At 75.4% G+C, this 19,384-nt stretch carries 19 protein-coding genes; 6 read left to right on the forward strand and 13 right to left on the reverse strand.

Annotated elements, in window-relative coordinates; all coding sequences use genetic code 11:
• Window positions 1–283: 283 nt before the first annotated feature.
• Window positions 284–1,021, forward strand: coding sequence for a hypothetical protein (locus ACZ55U_RS36555; RefSeq protein WP_465533488.1), 738 nt, complete (start codon window positions 284–286; stop codon window positions 1,019–1,021).
• Window positions 1,022–1,123: 102 nt separating this feature from the next.
• On the forward strand, window positions 1,124–1,483 hold the full coding sequence (locus ACZ55U_RS36560; protein WP_465533490.1) for a hypothetical protein: 360 nt from the start codon (window positions 1,124–1,126) through the stop codon (window positions 1,481–1,483).
• Window positions 1,484–1,509: 26 nt separating this feature from the next.
• Here the strand turns inward: ACZ55U_RS36560 and ACZ55U_RS36565 are convergent, their stop codons facing one another.
• From ACZ55U_RS36565 to ACZ55U_RS36600, 8 genes are all read right to left on the reverse strand, one after another.
• On the reverse strand, window positions 1,510–1,647 hold the full coding sequence (locus ACZ55U_RS36565) for a hypothetical protein (RefSeq protein ID WP_465533492.1): 138 nt from the start codon (window positions 1,645–1,647) through the stop codon (window positions 1,510–1,512).
• Complete coding sequence (gene nadE / locus ACZ55U_RS36570; protein ID WP_465533494.1) at window positions 1,644–2,483, reverse strand: ammonia-dependent NAD(+) synthetase; 840 nt, start codon at window positions 2,481–2,483, stop codon at window positions 1,644–1,646. Before nadE ends, ACZ55U_RS36565 begins: the two co-directional genes overlap by 4 nt.
• A 63-nt stretch (window positions 2,484–2,546) precedes the next feature.
• A complete protein-coding gene (gene ftsH, locus ACZ55U_RS36575) occupies window positions 2,547–4,676 on the reverse strand; it encodes an ATP-dependent zinc metalloprotease FtsH (RefSeq protein ID WP_465533496.1) in 2,130 nt (709 codons plus the stop codon).
• Window positions 4,677–4,911: 235 nt separating this feature from the next.
• Entirely contained in the window at window positions 4,912–5,601 is a 690-nt protein-coding gene (locus ACZ55U_RS36580; protein ID WP_465533498.1) for a mycothiol-dependent nitroreductase Rv2466c family protein, read from the reverse strand.
• Between the two features lie 121 nt (window positions 5,602–5,722).
• Window positions 5,723–7,381 (reverse strand): alpha/beta hydrolase, encoded by a 1,659-nt coding sequence (locus tag ACZ55U_RS36585; RefSeq protein WP_465533500.1) that lies wholly within the window; start codon window positions 7,379–7,381, stop codon window positions 5,723–5,725.
• A gap of 418 nt (window positions 7,382–7,799) precedes the next feature.
• Window positions 7,800–8,510, reverse strand: a complete 711-nt coding sequence (locus ACZ55U_RS36590) for a DUF6461 domain-containing protein (RefSeq protein WP_465533502.1) — start codon at window positions 8,508–8,510, stop codon at window positions 7,800–7,802.
• Window positions 8,511–8,785: 275 nt separating this feature from the next.
• Window positions 8,786–10,021, reverse strand: a complete 1,236-nt coding sequence (locus tag ACZ55U_RS36595; protein WP_465533504.1) for a glycosyltransferase — start codon at window positions 10,019–10,021, stop codon at window positions 8,786–8,788.
• A 195-nt stretch (window positions 10,022–10,216) separates the two neighbouring features.
• Window positions 10,217–11,437, reverse strand: coding sequence for an amidohydrolase (locus tag ACZ55U_RS36600; RefSeq protein WP_465533506.1), 1,221 nt, complete (start codon window positions 11,435–11,437; stop codon window positions 10,217–10,219).
• Between the two features lie 141 nt (window positions 11,438–11,578).
• Between ACZ55U_RS36600 and ACZ55U_RS36605 the strand changes: the two genes are divergently transcribed.
• Complete coding sequence (locus ACZ55U_RS36605; RefSeq protein ID WP_465533508.1) at window positions 11,579–12,070, forward strand: HPP family protein; 492 nt, start codon at window positions 11,579–11,581, stop codon at window positions 12,068–12,070.
• 200 nt (window positions 12,071–12,270) lie between these two features.
• Here the strand turns inward: ACZ55U_RS36605 and ACZ55U_RS36610 are convergent, their stop codons facing one another.
• A complete protein-coding gene (locus tag ACZ55U_RS36610; protein WP_465533510.1) occupies window positions 12,271–12,837 on the reverse strand; it encodes an SRPBCC family protein in 567 nt (188 codons plus the stop codon).
• A gap of 281 nt (window positions 12,838–13,118) precedes the next feature.
• Here ACZ55U_RS36610 and ACZ55U_RS36615 point away from each other — a divergent pair, with 281 nt between their 5' ends.
• Window positions 13,119–14,039 carry a LysR family transcriptional regulator gene (locus tag ACZ55U_RS36615; RefSeq protein ID WP_465533512.1) on the forward strand — a complete coding sequence of 307 codons (921 nt, stop codon included), beginning with the start codon at window positions 13,119–13,121 and terminating at the stop codon, window positions 14,037–14,039.
• Window positions 14,040–14,062: 23 nt separating this feature from the next.
• On the opposite strand, the gene ACZ55U_RS36620 is transcribed toward ACZ55U_RS36615, so the two are convergent.
• Genes ACZ55U_RS36620 through ACZ55U_RS36630 form a run of 3 tightly spaced genes read right to left on the reverse strand, consistent with a single transcriptional unit; the run spans window position 14,063 to window position 16,115 of the window.
• Entirely contained in the window at window positions 14,063–14,446 is a 384-nt protein-coding gene (locus tag ACZ55U_RS36620; protein WP_465533514.1) for a hypothetical protein, read from the reverse strand.
• A gap of 49 nt (window positions 14,447–14,495) precedes the next feature.
• On the reverse strand, window positions 14,496–15,266 hold the full coding sequence (locus ACZ55U_RS36625; RefSeq protein ID WP_465533516.1) for a GNAT family N-acetyltransferase: 771 nt from the start codon (window positions 15,264–15,266) through the stop codon (window positions 14,496–14,498).
• A gap of 54 nt (window positions 15,267–15,320) precedes the next feature.
• Window positions 15,321–16,115 carry a crotonase/enoyl-CoA hydratase family protein gene (locus tag ACZ55U_RS36630; RefSeq protein ID WP_465533518.1) on the reverse strand — a complete coding sequence of 265 codons (795 nt, stop codon included), beginning with the start codon at window positions 16,113–16,115 and terminating at the stop codon, window positions 15,321–15,323.
• Window positions 16,116–16,250: 135 nt separating this feature from the next.
• Here ACZ55U_RS36630 and ACZ55U_RS36635 point away from each other — a divergent pair, with 135 nt between their 5' ends.
• On the forward strand, window positions 16,251–17,591 hold the full coding sequence (locus ACZ55U_RS36635; RefSeq protein ID WP_465533520.1) for an aminotransferase-like domain-containing protein: 1,341 nt from the start codon (window positions 16,251–16,253) through the stop codon (window positions 17,589–17,591).
• 38 nt (window positions 17,592–17,629) lie between these two features.
• Here the strand turns inward: ACZ55U_RS36635 and ACZ55U_RS36640 are convergent, their stop codons facing one another.
• Window positions 17,630–18,613, reverse strand: coding sequence for a helix-turn-helix transcriptional regulator (locus ACZ55U_RS36640; protein ID WP_465533522.1), 984 nt, complete (start codon window positions 18,611–18,613; stop codon window positions 17,630–17,632).
• Between the two features lie 94 nt (window positions 18,614–18,707).
• On the opposite strand from ACZ55U_RS36640, the gene ACZ55U_RS36645 reads away from it, so the two are divergent.
• The gene (locus ACZ55U_RS36645) at window positions 18,708–19,262 is read left to right on the forward strand and encodes a DinB family protein (RefSeq protein WP_465533524.1); all 555 of its coding nucleotides are present in this window, start codon (window positions 18,708–18,710) and stop codon (window positions 19,260–19,262) included.
• Window positions 19,263–19,384 lie beyond the last annotated feature (122 nt).

Consider the following 19,384-nt stretch of genomic DNA (forward strand, 5'->3'; position numbering starts at 1 on the left):
CGGGCCCGGCCGCTACGAGATCCTGGAACCGAGTCCGTGCCGCGCCATTGGAAGCCGGACAGTTGGGGGGATTCCCCTATCGAACGCCCTCTGAGGTCCCGCGGACGGCCGCCGGGGTGAGACCCCGGCGGCCGGATCCGCCCTCGCCGCGGAAACGGTTCCGCGCGCCCGGTCAAGGCTTCCCGCGCCGCGACGTGGCGTCACCCCTTCGGCCTTGTCCACACGGTAGTGTCCGCTGGCGCGGCGCCGGCACACCCGGTGTCCGCCGCTCACGCACACCCCGATGGAGGAATCCGTGCCGGCTCCCGCCCGCCGCGCCCTGGCCATAGCCGCGGCCGTCCTGCTCTCCGCCGCAGCCGCAGGCTGCTCGTCCGGCGGCGGCCACCCCGCCAAGGGGGCCGGGCCCAGCTCCGTCCCGGCCGCCGCGGGAGACGCCGCCGCGGCCGCCGCCCCGCCCGCCGCGATCGTCACCGGCCCCGGCCCGAAGAGCGGTTACGACGTGCAGCCGCAGCCCGCCCCGGGCAGCTGCCACTACCGCTACACCGCCGACAAGCAGCCGCTGCCCGACCCGAACTGCACCCCGGGCGCGATCAGCCCGGCGGTCAACCAGGACAACATCAAGGACACCATCTGCAAGCCGGGCGGCTACACCTCGACCATCCGGCCCCCGGCGAACATCACCGGCAAGGAGAAGGCCGAGAACGCCAAGTCCTACGGCTACACCGGCCCGATGGGCGACGCCGAGTACGACCACCTGATCAGCCTCCAGCTCGGCGGCGACCCCAACGACCCGCGCAACCTGTGGGTCCAGCCGCCGTCCCCCGGCCACGTGCCCGGCAAGGGGCCGAACAACCCCAAGGACTCGGTGGAGACCCACCTGCACACCGCGATCTGCAAGGGCCAGGTCACCCTCGCCGCCGCCCAGCAGGCCATCGCCACCGACTGGACGACCGCCGAGGCCAAGCTCGGCATCCGCTCCGGCTCCGCCCCGACCGCCGAGGCCGACGCCGACGGGGACTGACGCACCGTGCCCCGGCCCACCACCGCGACCCCTTCGTTTCCGAACCGCTTCCCGGTACGGTGTCCGGCCAGGGGGTCCAGTGACGCCGGGGGAACGGACGCGATGGTGGAGTCGGGCATCAAGGGTCTGGGCAGGGAGTCCGCCGACCTTCGCAGGGGGACGGTGTTCGCCGTGGTGACGGCGGCGATCGATTGCTTCCTGCTCCACCTGATCTGGCGGACGGTCGGGGACGGGCCGACCGTGGAGTACGGCTGGGCGGTGCGCAACAGCTCGGTGCTCCTGGCCGGCGTCGCGGTCGCGGCCCTGATCGGCGCGGCCGTCGCGGGCCCCGGCTCGACCCCGCACCGCCGTTGGCGCTGTGCGATGCTCGGCTCGCTCCTCAGCCACCTGCTGCTGGCGGCGTTCCTGCTTTTCGTGCTCTTCATGCTGCTGACCGGCCGCGCGGGCGGCATCCATCCCTGACCGGCCCTACCAGCCCGCCCGGATCGTCAACCGGCGGGCCAGATCCAGCAGTTCGGGCGTGCGCAGCACCCGCCGGCCGGGCCGAACTCGTAGGGCGCGCCGAGGGCGTCGCCCACGGCCGCTCCGAGGACGGCCCCGGCGGCGCGCTCGTCCGGGCCGGTCATGCCTGGGGCGGGACGACCGGCAGGTTGCGCTTGTGCTCGGTGCGGCGGTAGTGGCCGAGGACGGTGCGGAAGACGTCCTCGCTGACCGGACGGCCCTCCAGGAAGTCGTCCAGCTCGTCGTAGCTGACGCCGAGGGCGTCCTCGTCGGGGCGGCCGGGGGCGAGGTCCTCCAGGTCGGCGGTCGGGACCTTCTTGACCAGCTCGGCCGGCGCGCCGAGCGACTCGGCGATCGCCCGCACCTGGCGCTTGGTGAGGCCGGACAGCGGCATCACGTCGGCCGCGCCGTCACCGAACTTGGTGAAGAAGCCGACGGCGGCCTCGGCCGCGTGGTCGGTGCCGACGACCAGCCCGCCCTTGGCGCCGGCCGCCGCGTACTGGACCACCATCCGCTGGCGGGCCTTGACGTTGCCGCCGACGAAGTCCTCCTGGCCCTGGTCGCGGTAGGTCAGCCCGGCGGCCTTCAGCGCGGCGACCGCGCCGTCGGTGGCGGGCTTGATGTCGACGGTCAGCACCTCGTCGGCGCGGATGAAGGCGAGCGCGCGCTGGGCGTCCGCCTCGTCGGCCTGGACGCCGTACGGCAGCCGCATCGCGGTGAAGGTCACCTGGCGCCCCTCGGCCCGCAGGCGCTCCACGGCGAGCTGGCAGAGCCGCCCGGCGGTGGTGGAGTCGACGCCGCCGCTGATGCCCAGCACCAGGCTGCGCGCGCCGGTGGCCCGCACCTGGTCGGCCAGGAACTCCACGCGGCGCTCGGCCTCCTGCGCGGGGTCCGGGACGGACGCCACTCCGAGCGCGCGGGCGATCTCCCGCTGGACGTCGGCAGGAAGGGGCTCGGTCATTCCGACTCCTCGGACGGTGGGTACACAACGATCACGAGGATACGACCACCGCCGCGGCAGCCGTCAGGGGCGGTGGTCCTCCCCCGGCTCCTCCCCCGGTTCCCCCTGCTCCTCCGGCCCGTCCGGCCGGTGCCGCCCGTCCGGCGGCACCGGCCCGGGCTTGTCCAGCGGCACCGGCCGCGCGGCCGGGTTCGGGGCCGGGTGCGCCAGGATGTCGAGCACCACGGCGCCGTCCACCGTCTCCTGGGCGACCAGCAGCGCCGCCAGCTCGTCCAGGTGGTGCCGGTGCTCGGTCAGCAGGTCGACGGCCCGCCGTTCGGCCCGGCGCAGCAGGCGGGCCACCGCCTCGTCCACGGCGCGCTGGGTCTGCTCGGAGTAGGGGCGGCGCAGCAGGTCCTCGGGGTTGTCGCCGAGGTAGTGCGGGGTGCCGCTGGAGTAGCCGACCGGGCCGAGCTCCGGGGAGAGGCCGAACTCGCGGACCATCCGGGTGGCGACCGAGGTGGCGTTGGCGAGGTCGTTGGCGGCGCCCGTGGAGCCCTCGCCGAAGACCACCAGCTCCGCCGCCCGGCCGCCGAGCTGGACGGTGATCAGGTCGGTCAGGTAGCCCTCGCTGTACAGGCGCCGCTCCGCCTCGGGCAGCTGCTCGGTGACGCCGAGGGCGACGCCGGCCGGGAGGATGGTCACCTTGGCGACCGGGTCGGCGTGCTCGCACAGGGCGGCCACCAGCGCGTGTCCGGACTCGTGCACCGCGACGGACTGCCGCTCCTCGGGAAGCAGCGCGTTGGAGGACTCCCGGCGGCCGAGCAGCACCCGGTCGCGGGCGGCGTCGAGGTCGGCGGCGGTGAGGGTGGCCCGCTCGGCGCGGACGGCGTTGATGGCGGCCTCGTTGACCAGGTTGGCGAGGTCGGCGCCGGAGAAGCCGGGGGTGCCGCGGGCGAGCCGCCCGAGGTCGACGTCCGGACCCAGGGTCTTGCCCCGGGCGTGGACGGCGAGGATGGCGGCCCGCTCGGCCTGGTTGGGCAGCGGGACGGTGACCTGCCGGTCGAAGCGGCCGGGGCGCAGCAGGGCCGGGTCCAGGGCGTCGGGCCGGTTGGTGGCGGCGATGACGACGATGCCGGTGCTCTGGTCGAAGCCGTCCATCTCGGCGAGCAGCTGGTTGAGGGTCTGCTCGCGCTCGTCGTTGCCGCCGATCCGGGTGCCGCCCGCCCGACGGCCGCCGACGGCGTCGATCTCGTCGATGAAGATGATCGACGGCGCGCGTTTGCGGGCGTCCTCGAAGAGGTCGCGGACCCGGGAGGCGCCGACCCCGACGAACATCTCCACGAAGCCGGAGCCGGTCACCGAGAGGAAGGGCACCGAGGCCTCTCCGGCCACCGCCCGGGCGAGCAGGGTCTTGCCGGTGCCGGGCGGCCCGACCATGATCACCCCGCGTGGGCCCTTGGCTCCGGCGGCGGCGTACCGCTCGGGACTGCGCAGGAAGTCCACCACCTCGCTGACCTCCTGCTTCACTCCCTCGTACCCGGCCACGTCGGCGAACCCGGTGGCCGGCCGCTCGGCCTCGATGATCTTGGCCCGGGAGCGTCCGATGGCACTGAGGCCGCCGCCCAGCGAGCGGGCCGCCATCCGGCCGGACCAGAGGAAGAGCCCTCCGAAGATCAGCAGCGGCAGGAACACCAGCAGCGTGGACCAGATCGAGCTGCCGCCGCTGGCCCGGCTGCCGGTGACGGTCACGTGGTGGTCGGAGAGCGCGGTGCTGAGCGGGGCGGTGTCCAGGGCGGTGGGGATCTGGCTGGTGAAGTGGGTGCCGTCCTTGAGCGTGCCGCTCACCCCGCCGGTGTCGGTGACGTCGACGGTCTGCACCTGGCCGGCGTCGACCCGGTTCAGGAAGTCGGTGTAGCCGTAGCGGGTGCCGGGGGTGCCGGACTTGGAGAAGAGCAGCAGCAGGAGCAGCGTGGCCAGCACGGCGAGGGGCAGCAGCCAGCGGCGCCAGGAGGGCGGCGGGGGCTTGGCCGGGCCGCCGGGGCCGGGGCGGCCTCCGGGCGGCCGTCCGGGGTCCTGGCCGGGGCCCTGTCCCCAGCCGGGCCCCTGGGCGCGACGCCCCGGGTCCTGCCCGCGCCCCGGGTCCGGGCGGGAACCGGGGCCCGTCGGGGTCGTGGGGTGGTGGTCAGCGCGCAACCGGATTCGTACGATCATCCACGCTCACCGCCTCTGGGGGCCGGGCAGCCTCCGCCCCTCCATGGTCGGACGCTCCGCGCCCGGATGGGAGGCCGAACGGGGCGATTCCGGGCCAACCGGGACAATAGGCCCGGCCGGCATGGGAGTGGCGGCGCCGGACGCGCCCGGCGAGACCGGAGTCCGGGATCACGGGATCACGGGATTACGGGATTACGGGTCACGGGGTCCGGGACTACGGGTCACGGGTCACGGATCAGGAGAAGTCCAGGTCGCCCGTCCGGGTCCGCTTGAGCTCGAAGAACTTCGGGTACCCGGCCAGCAGCCGCACGCCGTCGAAGACCCGTACGGCGTCCTCCCCCCGCGGGATCGCGGTCAGCACGGGCCCGAAGAAGGCGACGCCGTCCACGTGGATGGTCGGCGTTCCGACCTCCTCGCCGACCGGGTCCATGCCCTCGTGGTGGCTCTTGCGCAGGGCCGCGTCGTACTCGGTGCCGTCGGCGGCCCCGGCCAGTTCCCCGGGCAGGCCGGCCGCCGCCAGCGCCTCCCGGATGAGGGCCTCGTCGGCGGGCCGGTCCTGGTCGTGCAGGCGGGTGCCGAGTTCGGTGTAGAGGTCGCGCAGGACCTGCGGACCGTGCTTCTCGGCGGCGGCGACGCAGACCCGGACGGGACCCCAGCCGGTGGTCATCAGGCGCTGGTAGCGCTCCGGCAGGTCGGTACGGCCCTCGTTGAGCACGGACAGGCTCATCACCCGGAAGGTGAGGTCGAGGTCGCGCTGCCGCTCGACCTCCAGGATCCAGCGGGAGGTGATCCAGGCGAACGGGCAGATGGGGTCGAAGTAGAAGTCGACCTTCGTCCTCCCCTGCTTCGCCGGCCCGGGCTCGGTGGTCCCGTGCTTAGCGGCCCCGCCTTCCGCGGTCCCGCGGTCACTCGTTCGGTTCGTCACAGCATCCGTTCCCGCGCTCGTCGTCCGGTTCGTCACGTCGAAGAGACTATGGCGCGGGTGGACCGCTCTCCAGGGCCAATCGAAAGCCTGCCCGGTGGGCCACTTCGCGCCTTCTCGCAGCTCAGCCGCAGGTCGTCCCGTCCGCCGGCACCGTGCCGTCCAGCAGGTAGGCGTCCACGGTCTGCCGCACGCACGGGTTGCCGGTGTTGTAGCCGCCGTGCCCCTCGCCCTGGAGGGTGAGGGTGACGCCGACGCCCGCGCCGAGCTGCTGCGCCATCGCGCGGGCGCCCTCCACCGGGGTGGCCGGGTCGCCGGTGGTGCCGACCACCAGGATCGGCGCGGCGCCCGGCGCGGCGACCTCGGGGTGGGCGTTCTTGCCGGGGACGGGCCAGCCGGTGCAGCCGGTCAGGCCCCAGGCGGTGTAGTCCCCGAACACCGGGGAGGCGGCGCGGAACCGCGGCAGCTGCTGTTCCACGTCCTGGTCGGAGTAGCGCTGCCGGGCGTCCACGCAGTTGATCGCCCGGTTCGCGGCGTTCAGGTCGGTGTAGTGCCCCTGGGCGTCGCGCCCGTTCAGCGCGTCGGCGAGTTCGAGCAGCGTGTCGCCGGTCCCCTGTTCCATCGCCTCGGTGAGGGCGGCGGCCAGCGCGGGCCAGGTCTCCTGGCTGTACAGCGCGCCCGCGATGCCGGTGACCGCCAGGTTCTCGGTGAGCTGTCGCCCCCGGTGGGTGGGCAGCGGCGACTGCGCCAGCCGTCGCACCAGCGCGACGACCTTCGCGGTGCCCTCGTCGCCGCCCGCCCCCGTCGGGCAGGCCGCCCCGGCCTGGGCGGCGCAGGCCTTCATGAAGTCGCCGAGGGCGAGTTGGAAGCCCTGGGCCTGGGCGAGCGCGTTCTGCTGCGGGTCCTTGGTGGGGTCGACCACCGAGTCCAGCACCATCCGGCCGACGTGCTGCGGGAACAGGTGGGCGTAGACGCCGCCGAGCTGGGTGCCGTAGCTCATGCCGAAGTAGGAGAGCTTCCGGTCGCCCAGCACCTGCCGCATCAGGTCCAGGTCCCGCGCGGCGCTCTCGGTGTCCACGTACGGCAGCACCGGGCCCGAGTTGTGCTCGCAGGCGGTGACGAAGCGGGCGTTTTCGTCGTCCAGGGCCTTCACCGCGTCGGGGGTCTCGGGGGTGCCGTCGGCGGCGGTGGCGGCGTCCATCGCCTGGTCGTCCAGGCACTTCACCCCGTCGCTGGCGCCGACCCCGCGCGGGTCGAAACTCACCAGGTCGTAGCGGGAGTTGAGGTTGGCGTAGATCGGGGCGAGGGCGGGCAGGACGGCCACCCCGGAGGCGCCGGGGCCGCCGAAGTTGAACAGCAGCGAGCCCGTCCGGTGCTGCTGGTCCTTGGCCGGGCTGCGGATCAGTGCGAGGTCGATGGTCCGGCCGTCCGGTCTGCCGTGGTCCAGCGGGGCCTTGAGGGTGGCGCACTGCCAGTCGTCGGCGGGCGCGGTGCCGTTGCCCTGGGCGCTGGTGGGGGCGGCGCAGGCATGCCAGTCCAGTCGCTGGGCGGCCAGGCCGGTGGCGGCCGCGGGGTCGCTGCCGGAGGCGGCGTCGGGGCCGCCGGCCGGGGCGGTCGGCGCGGTCGGCGCGGTCGGCGCGGTCGGCGCGGTCGGCGCGGTCGGCGTGGTCGGCGCGGTCGGCGCGGACTCGGCGGCGGAGGAGCCGTCGCCCCGGCAGCCGGCGGTGGTGAGCAGGAGGACGGTCAGGCCGAACGCTCCGGCGCCGCGGACGACGGTGTGCATCGGGTGGGTCCACCTCTCGGGTCGGCCGGGCGGGACGGCTGGCGTCCGGCGGGGACGGCGTGCACCCGACGGGGCGGCGTGCGCCCGGCGCTCGGTTCGTCGTCGCACCACAGACCCTAGGGGCCGGGGCTCGCCGGTGCCCTGCGGAGACCCCCGGACGGGGGGCGTGCGCCCGACCGACTGTCACCGGCCGAATGGGCGAGGGCCGGTCCGCACGGCCGGTCCGCACGACCGGTCACGGGACCTCGCGGGGCGGTGGTGTCCCGGCCCGGTTCTCTCGTTCGCCCTCTCCGACGCCGGCCGCGTCCGTCCCCGGGGCCGGTTCGGTGCCCCTCCCCGGGCCCGGTTGGGTGCCCGGCTCCGCGCTTGGCCCGGTGCTCGCGGCTGCGCCCCCGCGCACACCGCGCCGGGCGCCCGCTCAGCGCAGGGCCATGCCCGGGGTTCCCCGCACCGCGTACGCCGGCAGGCGCAGCCCGCCGAGGGCGGCCCGGGGCAGGCTCAGCCCGAAGCGTCGTTCGACGGCGCCGAGGGTGCGGCGGCGGGCCGCCGCGGCGGCCTCCCGTCCGGGCCCGCAGGAGGTCACGCCGTCGGCCTCCAGGACCTTGGCGGCGACCAGGTCCGGCACCAGCAGGTCCGGCTCCTGGCCCCAGCGCCAGCGCTCCTCGCCGAGGCCGAAGCCGCACAGCACGGCTCCGTCCCTGGCGTAGTCCAGCAGGGCGGGCCGCTGCCGCGGCATCGGGCGGAAGTGGACCACCTCGACGCCGTCGCGCGCTATCTCGGTGAGCAGTTCGCCACCGGTGGAGTCGCCGTACTCGATGGCGAACGACCAGCCGGCGCAGGTGCCGACCCGGATCACGCCGTCGCCGTCGTCGCCGGGGCGGTAGACCTCGATGTCCAGGCCCCGGATCTCGGTGCCGCTGATCGGCTCGGTCGCGGTGGCCGGGTCCGCGCCCATCCGGCGGGCGAGTTCCTCGGGCGTGATCCCCCGGGCGAAGACCACCCCGCCGACCTCACCCTCCCCGTCGGGGGCGCCGGTCGACGATCGGCCGGTGCCCGGCCCGCCGATCTCCGCGAGCCACTGGATGCCGTCGCCGTCCCGCCCGGCTCCCTCGCACGTGCCCTCGGTCATGCCGCCCTCCCCTCGCGGCCGGGCCTGCGGTGACCGGGCGCGCCGCTGGGCACCCTAACCGACCCGGCCGACAGCCGGAGGCCGCTCGCCGGATCGGTGCCGGAACCGGCCCCGCCCGGGCCGACGACCACCACCGCCCGACCGGAAGGAGGACGGTCCGACGACGAACTCCCCCAGCCCGCGGCACCGTTCGACAGGCCGCGGTTCGACAGGCCTCCGTTCGACAGGCCGCCGTTCGACCGGCCGCCGTTCGACCGCCACCGGCGCGGCGCGGCTCACCCGGAGACGGACGGAGCCTCCCGGCCCACCAGGTCGAACAGCAGCTTCGCGGCCACCGTCGCCCCGTCGGTGCGGATGCCGCCCGCCACGGCCTCCGCCCGTGCCCGGGTCCCGGGGGCCAGGGCGGTGGCGAGCGCGGCGGAGAGCGAGCCGACCGTCGGCGTGCGGTCCAGGTGGGCCGCACCGATGCCCAACTCGGCCACCCTGGCGGCCCAGTGGGGCTGGTCCGCGATCCGGGGGACGACCACCTGGGGCGCTCCCGCCACGGCCGCGGTCGTCGTGGTGCCGGCGCCGCCGTGGTGGACGACGGCGGCCACCCGGCGGAACAGGGCCTGCTGGTTCACCTCGCCGACGACGTGGCAGTCCGCCCCGTCGTCGACCGCCGCGAGCCCGGCCCAGCCCCGGGCGAGCAGGACCCGGCGCCCGTGGGCGCGGCTCGCTTCGACGGCCACCCGGGCGATGCCCTCCGGGGCGTACGAGGCCATGCTGCCGAAGCCGACGTACACGGGCGGTTCACCGGCGTCCAGGAACGCCTCCAGATCGGCCGGGAGCGGACGGTCGTCGGGCAGGATCCAGGCCCCGGTCGGCACCACGTCGAGTTCGGTCAGGCCCTCCGACGGACACAGCGTCGGGTCCGCGGCCAGCCACGGCCGGTCGGTGAGGACGTGGTCGCGGACGTTCTCCACCGGCGGCAGGCCGATCGCCGCCCGGTGGCTGTTGAGCGCCTCGCCGTACAGCGCGTTCACCCGCTGGGCGTCCTGCTCCCACAGCTTGCGGTGGTCCGTCTCGCCCTCCGGGGACGGCGTGCCCGGCCGTTGCCCGGGGCGGAAGTGCCGCGAGGGCAGACCGAGGGTGTGGAAACAGGCCAGCACGTAGGGCAGGCCGAGCTTTTCGGCGACGTCCCGCGCCCCGGCCGGCATCAGGCCGGTCGCCACCACCACGTCACAGCCGTCGGCCGCCGCGGTGAGCGTCTCGAACCGCGCCGCGACCAGCTGCGGGGCGAGCCGGAACGCGTCCTGCGCCGTCGGCGGCCTCGGCCCGGCGACCACCGAACGCACCGACGGCCCGAGCGGCACCAGCGGCACCCCGGCCCGCGCCAGCAGCGCCTCGAACTCCTCGTCCGGCGGTGCGCAGACGCGGGCGTCGGCACCGAGCCCCCGCAGTGCCACCGCCAGCCCCGCGAGCGGCTCGACGTCCCCGCGCGATCCCCATGTCGTCATCAGCACGCGCATTCTCACGGCTCCCGTTTTCGCAGGTCATGGCTCTACGGCCGTGATTCTGCGGCACGACGGGGGCCTTGCCGCAAGCCCCGGTGCGCGCTGTACCTTGGAAGTGGCAAGGGAGTTCACTCCCTTGCCCTTCCCTTCGGCCCCCCTCCCGGCTCCCGCCCCGCGCCGGTCGACGCGGGTGGGGGGCGGTGGTGGCGATCAGCCCGTGAAGCGTCCGCCCCGGGCCACCACCCGGCCCGCGCGGACCACCAGTTCGCGGACCGGCAGGTCGATCACCACCTGAGGCAGGCACTCGCCCGTCACCAGCATGAAGTCGGCCGGCGAGCCCGGCCGCAGGGTGGCCGCCGGAAGGTCCAGCAACTCGGCGCCGCCGTCGGCCGCCAGGGCGAAGCAGTCGGCCAGCTCCTCGTCGGTGCGGGCGCCGGTGGTCCAGCCGAGCAGGTGGGCGCGGTGCAGCATGTCGGCGTTGCCGTACGGGCTCCACGAGTCGCGCACGCCGTCCGAGCCGAGCCCGACCCGCACCCCGTGTGCCCGCAACTCGCGGAACGGCAGCACCTGGTGGGCCGAGGGCGCCACGGTGGTGAGCCCGACGCCGGACTCGGCCAGCTCGGCGGCGAGGTCGGCGAGCGGGGCGCCGGTCAGTTCGGGGACGCAGAAGGCGTGGCTGACGACGACCCGTCCGGCCAGCCCGGCCGCCCTGGTCCGGGCGGCGATGTCGCGCAGCGGGCCGAGCCCGCGCTCGCCCCGGTCGTGCAGGTGGATGTCCAGACGCAGGCCGTGCTCGCCGGCCAGGCCGAACAGCAGCTCCAGCTGGGCGGGCCCCTCGCCGCCGTCCCGGCCCCCGTCGGAGGCGGCGTCGAAGCCGGCCGGGTCGATCCCGCCGACGGCGTCGATCAGCCCGCTCGCCGCCGCCCCGGCGAGCAGCGCGCCCGCGCCGGGCATCCGCCGCACCCCGTGCTGGGGGAAGGCGACCAGCTGGATGTCCAGCACGCCCGCCAGCCGCTCGCGCACCTCGGCGAGCCCGGCCACCCCGGCCAGGCCGAACGCGGGCGCCACGTCCACGTGGGCGCGCACCGCGCGGGTGCCGCGGGCCACGGCGTGGCTCAGCAGGCGGTGCGCGCGGTCGGCGATCGAGGTGTTCTGCCGCCGGTGGAGGTCGACGTCGCCCTGGACGTACTCGGGCAGTGAGCCGGCCGGGCGGCGGCTGTACCAGGGCTCGCCCCAGGCCGTCTTGTCGGGGTGGATGTGCGCGTCCACCAGGGTGGGCAGCGCGATCCGGCCGTCGCCCTCGACCACCTCCGGCACCACCCCGTCGGGCACCCGCTCGGCGAGCACGCCGTCCACGGAGACCAGGTCGACGGCGCGCTCGGCCCCGAACGGGCGGACGTCGCGGAAGAGGGTGACGGACGGCATGGTCATGGGCTGCTCGCTCTCGTTCCGGGGTGCGGGGTGTCTCCATCCGTGGAACGGATCTGCCCGACAGGCAAAACGTCCCATCTTTCGATCAACAATCTGTTTATCATCCCGGAGTCCCCCGTCCCCTTCCGGAGCAGCTCACGCATGTCCTCACCCCCGCCCGCCGCCACGCCCAGACCGCACCCGGTGCACGCCCTGCGGGCCACGGTCTTCGCCATCGGCACCCTGCTCCTGCTGGTCGGGGTGGGCGTCCTGCTCCACCAGCCCCTGCTGATCCCGCCGTTGGCCGCCAGCGCCGCGCTGGTGCACGGCGCCCCCGGACTGCCCATCTCGCAGCCGCGCAACCTGGTCGCCGGCCATCTGATGTCGGCCCTGATCGGCTTCGCCACCCTGGCCGTCACCGGCAGCACCGCCTGGGGCGCGGCCATCGCCGCCGGGCTCTCGCTGGGCGTGATGATGCTCACCCACCTGTCGCACTCCCCGGCCGTGGGCACCGCCGTGATCGTGGTCCTGCAAGCACCGCACCCGGTGCCGTTCCTCCCGCTGCTCCTGCTGGCCTCCGGACTGCTGGTCGTCATCGGCCTGCTGCCCGCCAGGATCGGCGGACACCCGGTCCGCTACCCGGTGTCCTGGTAGCGGAGACCCTGGCACCCCGGTGGCCGGTCGCCGCCCGGCGACCGGAAGGACACCTGTCTCTCCACCCTCCCAGCCGAACACCGACGGCCGGGTCATCCGATCGGATGACCCGGCCGTCGTCCGTTCCGCCGGACAGAGGGGGACCTCCGCCGACGCCACCGGGCGTCCCTGGCACCGGACCGGACGCACCGCGCGGGTGATCAGTGCTCGGGCCGGGCCCGGTCGCCTTGCTCGGCCAGCGACTTGATGCCTTCGAGGGTCGCCGTCATGCCGGCGCGCAACTCGTTCAGCCGGAAGTCGACGATCTTCTCCTCCAGCTCCGGCCTGGCGTCGATGACCAGGCTGGCGCCGCTGCGGCCGGGGCCGATCACCACCGACTGCCGCAACCGGGTGCCGCCGCCCTCGGGGGCCAGCTCGAAGCGCCACCGGGCCAGCGCCCCGGTGAGGTCGGACACCGGCTCGCCGTAGCGGCCGTCCGCGTCCATCACGCCCCAGGCGAAGGCGCCGAGGCCCGCCTCCCCGGCCGGCTCGGTCAGCTCGGTGACCTCGGAGACCGTCCGCCAGTCGGGCATGTCCGCGCGGCTGTTGTGCCCCTCGAAGCGGGCACCCACCGCGGGGCCGCGCACGCCGCCCAGCCAGGCGACGCGGTGGAGCTCCGGGCTGAGCCGGGCGGGCAGGCCGATGTCCGTCACCAGCTCCCACACCCGGCCGACCGGCGCCTCGACGAACACCTCGCACCGCGCACCCGGACCGTCGGCGTACCGCATGCCCGCTCCCTCCTGTCACGTCAGTCGTACGTCAGTCGTACGTCACAGCCGTTCGCAGCCACTCACGGCCGTGAACGGCTCTTCGCATCGATGCGGGTCGACACCCGCCCGCACCCCCGCCCGTGCGTCCGGAACGCCGCGAAGGTGCGGGCGGGTTGCCGCCCTGGGCCCGGAACCGATGATCGATCCCGGCGAACATCCAAGTCAATCCGCTGATTAGCTGGGAAACCCCCAAGGGATACCTTGGGTCCCGATCCGAGGTCCCGCTACCTTGGGCCCTCGTGACCATCGATGATCTGCGCGTCTTCGCCGCGGTCTGCCGGGCCGGCTCGCTCAGCGCCGTCGCCCGCGACCTGAACCGCACCCAGTCCGCCGTCAGCCAGCACGTGAAGCGGCTCGAACGGGAGGTCGGCCTCGCCCTGATCGAGCGGCACCCACGCGGTGTCGTGCCCACCAAGGCGGGCAGTCTGCTGCGCACGGCGGTCGCGGCCGGCCTCGGCAGCATCGACCACGCGTTGCACCGGATCGCCCAACTCGCCCTCGGCGAGGGCGGATCCGTACGGATCACCACCGGCGCCACCAGCATCCGGCACTTCATGTCCGCGGCCGTGGTGGACTTCCGGCGGCGCTTCCCCCAGGTCAGCCTGGAGTTCCAGACCGAGGTCTCGAGCCGCAGCTGCCTGGAGTCGCTCAACGCCGGCCGGGTCGACCTCGCCTGGATCACCCTCGGCGTCCCGGCCCGGGGCATCGACCAGCGGCCGGTGGTGGACCTGCCCTGGGTGCTCGCCGTGTCCGCGGGCGACCAGCTCGCCACCCGGGCCCGGATCGAGCCGGCCGACCTCCAGGAGGCCCGGCTGATCGGGCTGCCGCAGAACTCCGTCTCCCGCTCCCAACTCGAAGCCTGGCTGGGCAAGTCGGGCATCCGCCCGGTCTTCGACACCAGCGTCGCGGACTGGGACACCGCGGTCCTGCTCGCCGAACTCGGCCTCGGCCACGCCGTCGTCCCCGCCCTGCCGCAGTGGCAGGGCCCCGGACACCCCGGCCTGCGGCTGCTGCCGCTGCCCGATCTGCCCGCCCTCACGGCCGGCTGGGCCGTGAGGGACTGGGAGAACCTCTGCCCGCTCTCCCGCGCCTTCGCCGACACCGTCGCCGCCCACTGCGGTCGCGGCGCCCCACCGGCGGCCGGCCCGGAGACGGCCTGACCCCGCCCCTCGCCGGGTCGCCGCTACCCGTCGCCGTCCCGGGCCGTCCACTCCACGACCGACAGCACCCCTCCGGTCGGCATCCACACGCCGTCCCGGGCGGTCGCCGCGCGCAGCGGGGCGAAGTCCTCCGGCAGGACGTCCAGCAGGCCGCGCACCCGGTCCCCGCCCCGCACCGCGATCGCCGCCTCGCAGCGCAACTGCCGTGGCAGCTCCGGCCGGTGGGACATCCGGTGCCACAGCGCCGGCCGCAGCCAGTGCCGCCCCTCCGGTTCCGCGTGCGCCCGCACCCACGCCCCGCCCGACCGCCTGCCGAGGCCGAGCCCTTCCGCCCGCTCATGCAGCCACAGCAGCGTGGGCGTGTCGACCACCCTGACCCCTCGGGGGAGTTCCTCGTCCGTGTCCATGGCCCCATGATGGCCGCCGCCGCCCCGCGGCCACCGCTCGGCCCGGCCGTCACCGGCCGTGGAAGGCGTGGCCGCGCCCGATCTCCGTGAAGCCCCGGCGTCCGTACCACCGGCGCGGCCAGTCCGCCGCGTCCCCGAGCAGGAACAGCTCGGCGACACCGGCCTCGGCGGCGAGCGCCAGGCCGGTGGCGAGCAGGGTGTCGCCGTGGCCCGCGCCACGGTGCGGCGAGCCGGTCACCAGGTCCTCCAACTGGGCGATTCCGAGGGACGGTTCGAGGTAGAGGTCGCTCCAGGCCGCGACCTCCCCGGCGGGTGTCCGCGAGGCCAGGAAGTGCACCCGCTCGGCGCCGCGCAGCCGGGCGACGCGGCGGTCGGTGAGCTGCCGCGCGAGTTCCCCGTCCGCGCCCCACTCCCGCTGCCGGCGCAGCACCGTCTCCCGGATTTCATGCAACTCCGCCGGGAGCGCGGCCGGTTCGGGCCGAACACAGCCCCGCGTCGAACGGGCCAGGACGACCACGCTCTCCCGCTCCCACCCCGCCGCCGCCAGCACCGGAGCGGCTCGCTCGGCCGACTCCGGGTCCAGCACGGTGACGCGGTACCGGTGGCGCCGCCCCAGCCACCGGGCGGCCAGCCGGGGCAGCTGCGCCGGGTCGGTCCCCGGGCCCTCGACGATCAGCTGGTTGTGCTCCTCCGAGCGGACGAACCGCGCGTCCCGGACGGCGAACACCCCGGGGAAGTCCACCGCCTCGACGGTTTCCGCCGCCTGGCGGCGCGCGAAGGCGGCACGGAAGGCGGTCACCCGCGCGAGCAGATCGGACATCCCGCCATGGTCACTGCGCCGGCCGTCGGCCGCAACGCCTTTCCCCGCGCCACCTCAGGAGGACGGGCGGGGGGCCGGGCGGGCGGACGATCGGTCCAGGAAGCGCCGGATCCCGTCCCGGACGCCCTCCGTCGGCACGGTCGCCGCGAAGGCCGCCGCCTCCACCGCGAGCCCCTCGTCGATCGGCAGGTTGATGCCCCGGGTCACCGCCCGCAGGCACGCGGCCACGGCGCTCGGCGCGTGCCGGACGATCCGCTGGGCCAGCTCCCGTGCGGTGTCCAGCAGTTCGGCGGCCGGGACGACGGAGTTGACCAGGCCGATCTCGGCGGCCCGGGCGGCCGGGATCGGTTCGCCGGTCAGGATCAGCTCCAGCGCGCGCTTGCGGCCGACGTGGCGCGGCAGCCGCTGTGAACCGCCGAAGGGCGGCGGGAAGCCGAGCGAGATCTCGGGCTTGGCGAAGGCCGCGTGCTCGGCCGCGACCGCCAGCGGCGCGGCCTCGGTGATCTCGCAACCACCGCCGTACGCCAGGCCGTTGACGGCCACGATGACCGGTTTGGGGAACTCCTCGATCCGCCGGGTGAGGGTGTGCCCGCGCCGGACGAACTCGCGCAGCGCGCGCTCCGGCCCGCCCGCGACGTCGGCCGCCAGCGAGGGGATGTCGGCGCCCGCGCTGAACGCCCGCTCACCGGCCCCGGTGAGGATCACGGCGCGGACGGTGTCGTCGGCGTCGATCCGGTCGAGTTCGGCGAGCAGCGCGTCGATCGTCGGGTAGTCGAGGGCGTTGAGCTTCTTCTCCCGGTCGATGGTGAGGGTGACGACGTGCTGATCCCGCTCGCTGCGGATGGTCATGGGCGCGTGCTCCGTTCCTGGCCTCGCTGCTGGACGCCCACGAGGCTAGGAACACCCGCCCAGGACAATCCAGTTATTGTCCTGGATACACTCCGCAGCAATGCGCCCCGGGCACCCGCCCCCGAGCAACGGCAGGTGACCGTGCGGACGCCCTCCTACAAGGCCGTCGTCGACGAGTACGCGAGCGCCATCCGCTCCGGCGCCCTGCCGGCGGGCACCCGGCTGCCGACCCACCGCGCCCTCGCCCGCGAACGGCGGATCGCCCTGGCCACCGCCACCCGGGTCTACGCCGAACTGGCCGCCGCGGGGCTGGTGGTGGGCGAGCAGGGCCGGGGCACCTTCGTGCGGCTGCGCTCCGGCTACGACGGCATAGAACCCTCCCGCGCGCTGCCGGTGCCACGGGTGGCCGACCTCTCCTTCAACCAGCCGCTCTCCCCCGGGCAGGGCGAGCTGCTGCGGCGGTCCCTGCGCGCGCTCGCCTCCTCGGGCGACGCCGAGGCCCTGCTGCGCCAGCACCCGCCGGGCGGCCACCGGCACGACCGGGCCGCGGTCGCCACCCACCTCCTGGACCGCGGGATCGACACCGCCCCCGCGAACGTCCTGCTGACCAGCGGGGCGCAGCAGGCGCTGGACTGCGTCCTGCGCGCACTCACCCGCCCCGGGGACGTCCTCGCCACCGACGCGCTCGGCTACCCGGGCATCAAGCTGCTCGCCGCCGCCCACGGGCTCGACCTGGCCCCCGTCCCGGTCACCGCCGCCGGCCCGGACCTCGACGCGCTCGACCGGCTCTGCCGCTCCCGCCCGGTCCGGGCGGTGTACACCCAGCCGACGGTCCACAACCCGCTCGGCTGGGTGCTCGACACGGCTCGTCGCGAGCGCCTCGTGGCCCTCGCCGCCGAGCACGGCTTCACCCTGGTCGAGGACGGCACCTACGCCTTCCTGGAGGCCGCGCCGCCGCCACCGCTGTACGCCCTCGCCCCGGAGCGCACCTGCTACGTGGCCGGCCTCTCCAAGAGCGTGGCCCCGGGCCTGCGGTTCGGCTTCGCCGTCCTGCCCGACCACCTGCTCCGCGCGGCCACCACCGGCCTGCGCACCGCCGCCTGGGGCTCCCCCGGCCTGATCACCGCCCTGGCCACCGGCTGGCTCTCGGACGGCACGGTCGCCCGTCTGGAACGGGAGCGCCGGGCGGACGCCGCCGCCCGCCAGGCCGTCGCCCGCACCGCCCTCGCCGGCCTGGCCACCACCGCCCACCCCACCTCCTACGTCCTGTGGCTCACCCTGGAGGCCCACCAGCGCCCCGACCACGCGGCCGCCGCCCTCGCCGCCGAGGGCATCCTGGTCTCCACCGCCGACGCCTTCGCCACCACTCCCCACCACCCCGACGCCCTGCGCCTCGCCCTCGCCACGCCTCCGCTCCCCGCCCTCTCCGCCACCCTCACCCTTCTGCGCACCACACTCGAAGCCATCGCCCCCTGATCCCGGCGCCCGCGCCGGAAGCCGGCCCGCCCAACTCCCTACTCCCCCGCCCCCTCGAACTCCCCCGCCCCCTCGACCGCACGGGCGAAGCGCGCGCCCCACTCGGCCACCAGCGTCCGCAGGGCGTCCGGGGCGACGACCCGGAACTCGGCACCGAGGGAGCCCAGCGCCATGGCCGGCCAGTCCAGGGAGTCGGCGGTCATCCGCAGGCGGCAGCGGTGCGCGGCGACCGGCTCGACCGTGCCCCAGCGCCCGACCCGGGCCCGGACGTGATCGGCGGGCGCCTCCACCAGTACCTCCACCCGGTGCGACCGGGGTCCGGCGTCGAGGCCCGCGCGGACGAACTCCGCCGCGTCGCCCGCCGGAAGGGGACGCGGGGCGAACCGGGCGCCGCTGCCGGTGGGGGCGGTGAGGCGGTCGAGGCGGAAGCTGCGCCAGTCGGCCCGGCCGAGGTCGTACGCGACCAGGTACCAGCGGCGGTTCAGGCAGACCAGCCGGTGCGGTTCGACGTGCCGCTCCGTGCCGCGCCCGTCGGCGGCCGTGTACGAGAACCGCATCCGCTCGCCGTCCCGGCAGGCGAGCGCCACCACCGTCAGGGCGTCCGGGTCGACGCCCGCCGGCGTCCCCCAGTCCACCGGCACGGTCATCGCGCGCAGCGCCTCCACCCGGCGGCGCAGCCGGGCCGGCATCACCTGGGCGACCTTCGCCAGCACCCGCACCGAGGCCTCGGCGACGCCCTCCACCGGGCTCTCCGCCGCGGCTTGCAGGCCGACCGCGAGGGCGACCGCCTCCTCGTCGTCGATCACCAGCGGTGGCAGCGCCGCACCGGCCGCCAGCTGGTAGCCGCCGTCGACGCCGCGCTGCGCCTCGACGGGGTAGCCGAGCTCGCGCAGCCGGTCGATGTCGCGGCGCAGGGTGCGCACGGAGACGCCGAGCCGGTCGGCCAGTTCCTCGCCGGGCCAGTAGCGGTGGGTCTGGAGCAGGGAGAGCAGTCGCAGCGTCCGGGTACTGGTGTTCGCCATGCCGCCGATTCTCCCCGGGATTCAGGACAGGAAGTGACCGCAATGGCCCGTAGCGTGGTTCTCGTCCGAGGGAGCAGGACCCGACCGAAAGGCCATGACGATGACCGAGACCACGACCCCGACCGCCACCGCCCCGAAGCTCACCGGCGAGCGCGCCGACCTCCTGGCGGCCCTGGAGAAGCAGCGGCACTTCCTGCGCTTCACCACCCGCGACCTCACCGACGAGCAGGCCGGCCTGCGGACCTGTGCGAGCGAGCTGTGCCTGGGCGGCCTGATCAAGCACGTGACGTCCGTCGAGCGGCTCTGGGCGGAGTTCATCGTGCACGGGCCGTCCGCGATGCCCGACTTCACCACCTGGACCGAGGAGGACTTCGCCCGTCGCGCGGACGAGTTCCGGATGCTGCCCGGGGAGACGCTGGCCGGGGTCCTCGACGAGTACGCCGAGGTGGCCCGCCGCACCGACGAGCTGGTGGCCGCGCTCCCCGACCTGGACGCGACCCAGCCGCTGCCGAAGGCGCCCTGGTTCCAGCCCGAGGCCGAGTGGTCGGCCCGCCGGGTGCTGCTGCACATCGCCAACGAGACCGCCCAGCACGCCGGCCACGCCGACATCATCCGCGAGTCCCTGGACGGCGCGAAGAGCATGGGCTGAACCGGCGGCGGGGGGGGGGGGGGGGGGGGGGGGGGGGGGGGGGGGGGGGGGGGGGGGGGGGGGGGGGGGGGGGGGAGAACGGGAAGAGGGAGAAGACGGAACGCCCCCAGCTCCCACCACCC

This window comes from Kitasatospora sp. NPDC034533 (genome assembly GCF_055575155.1).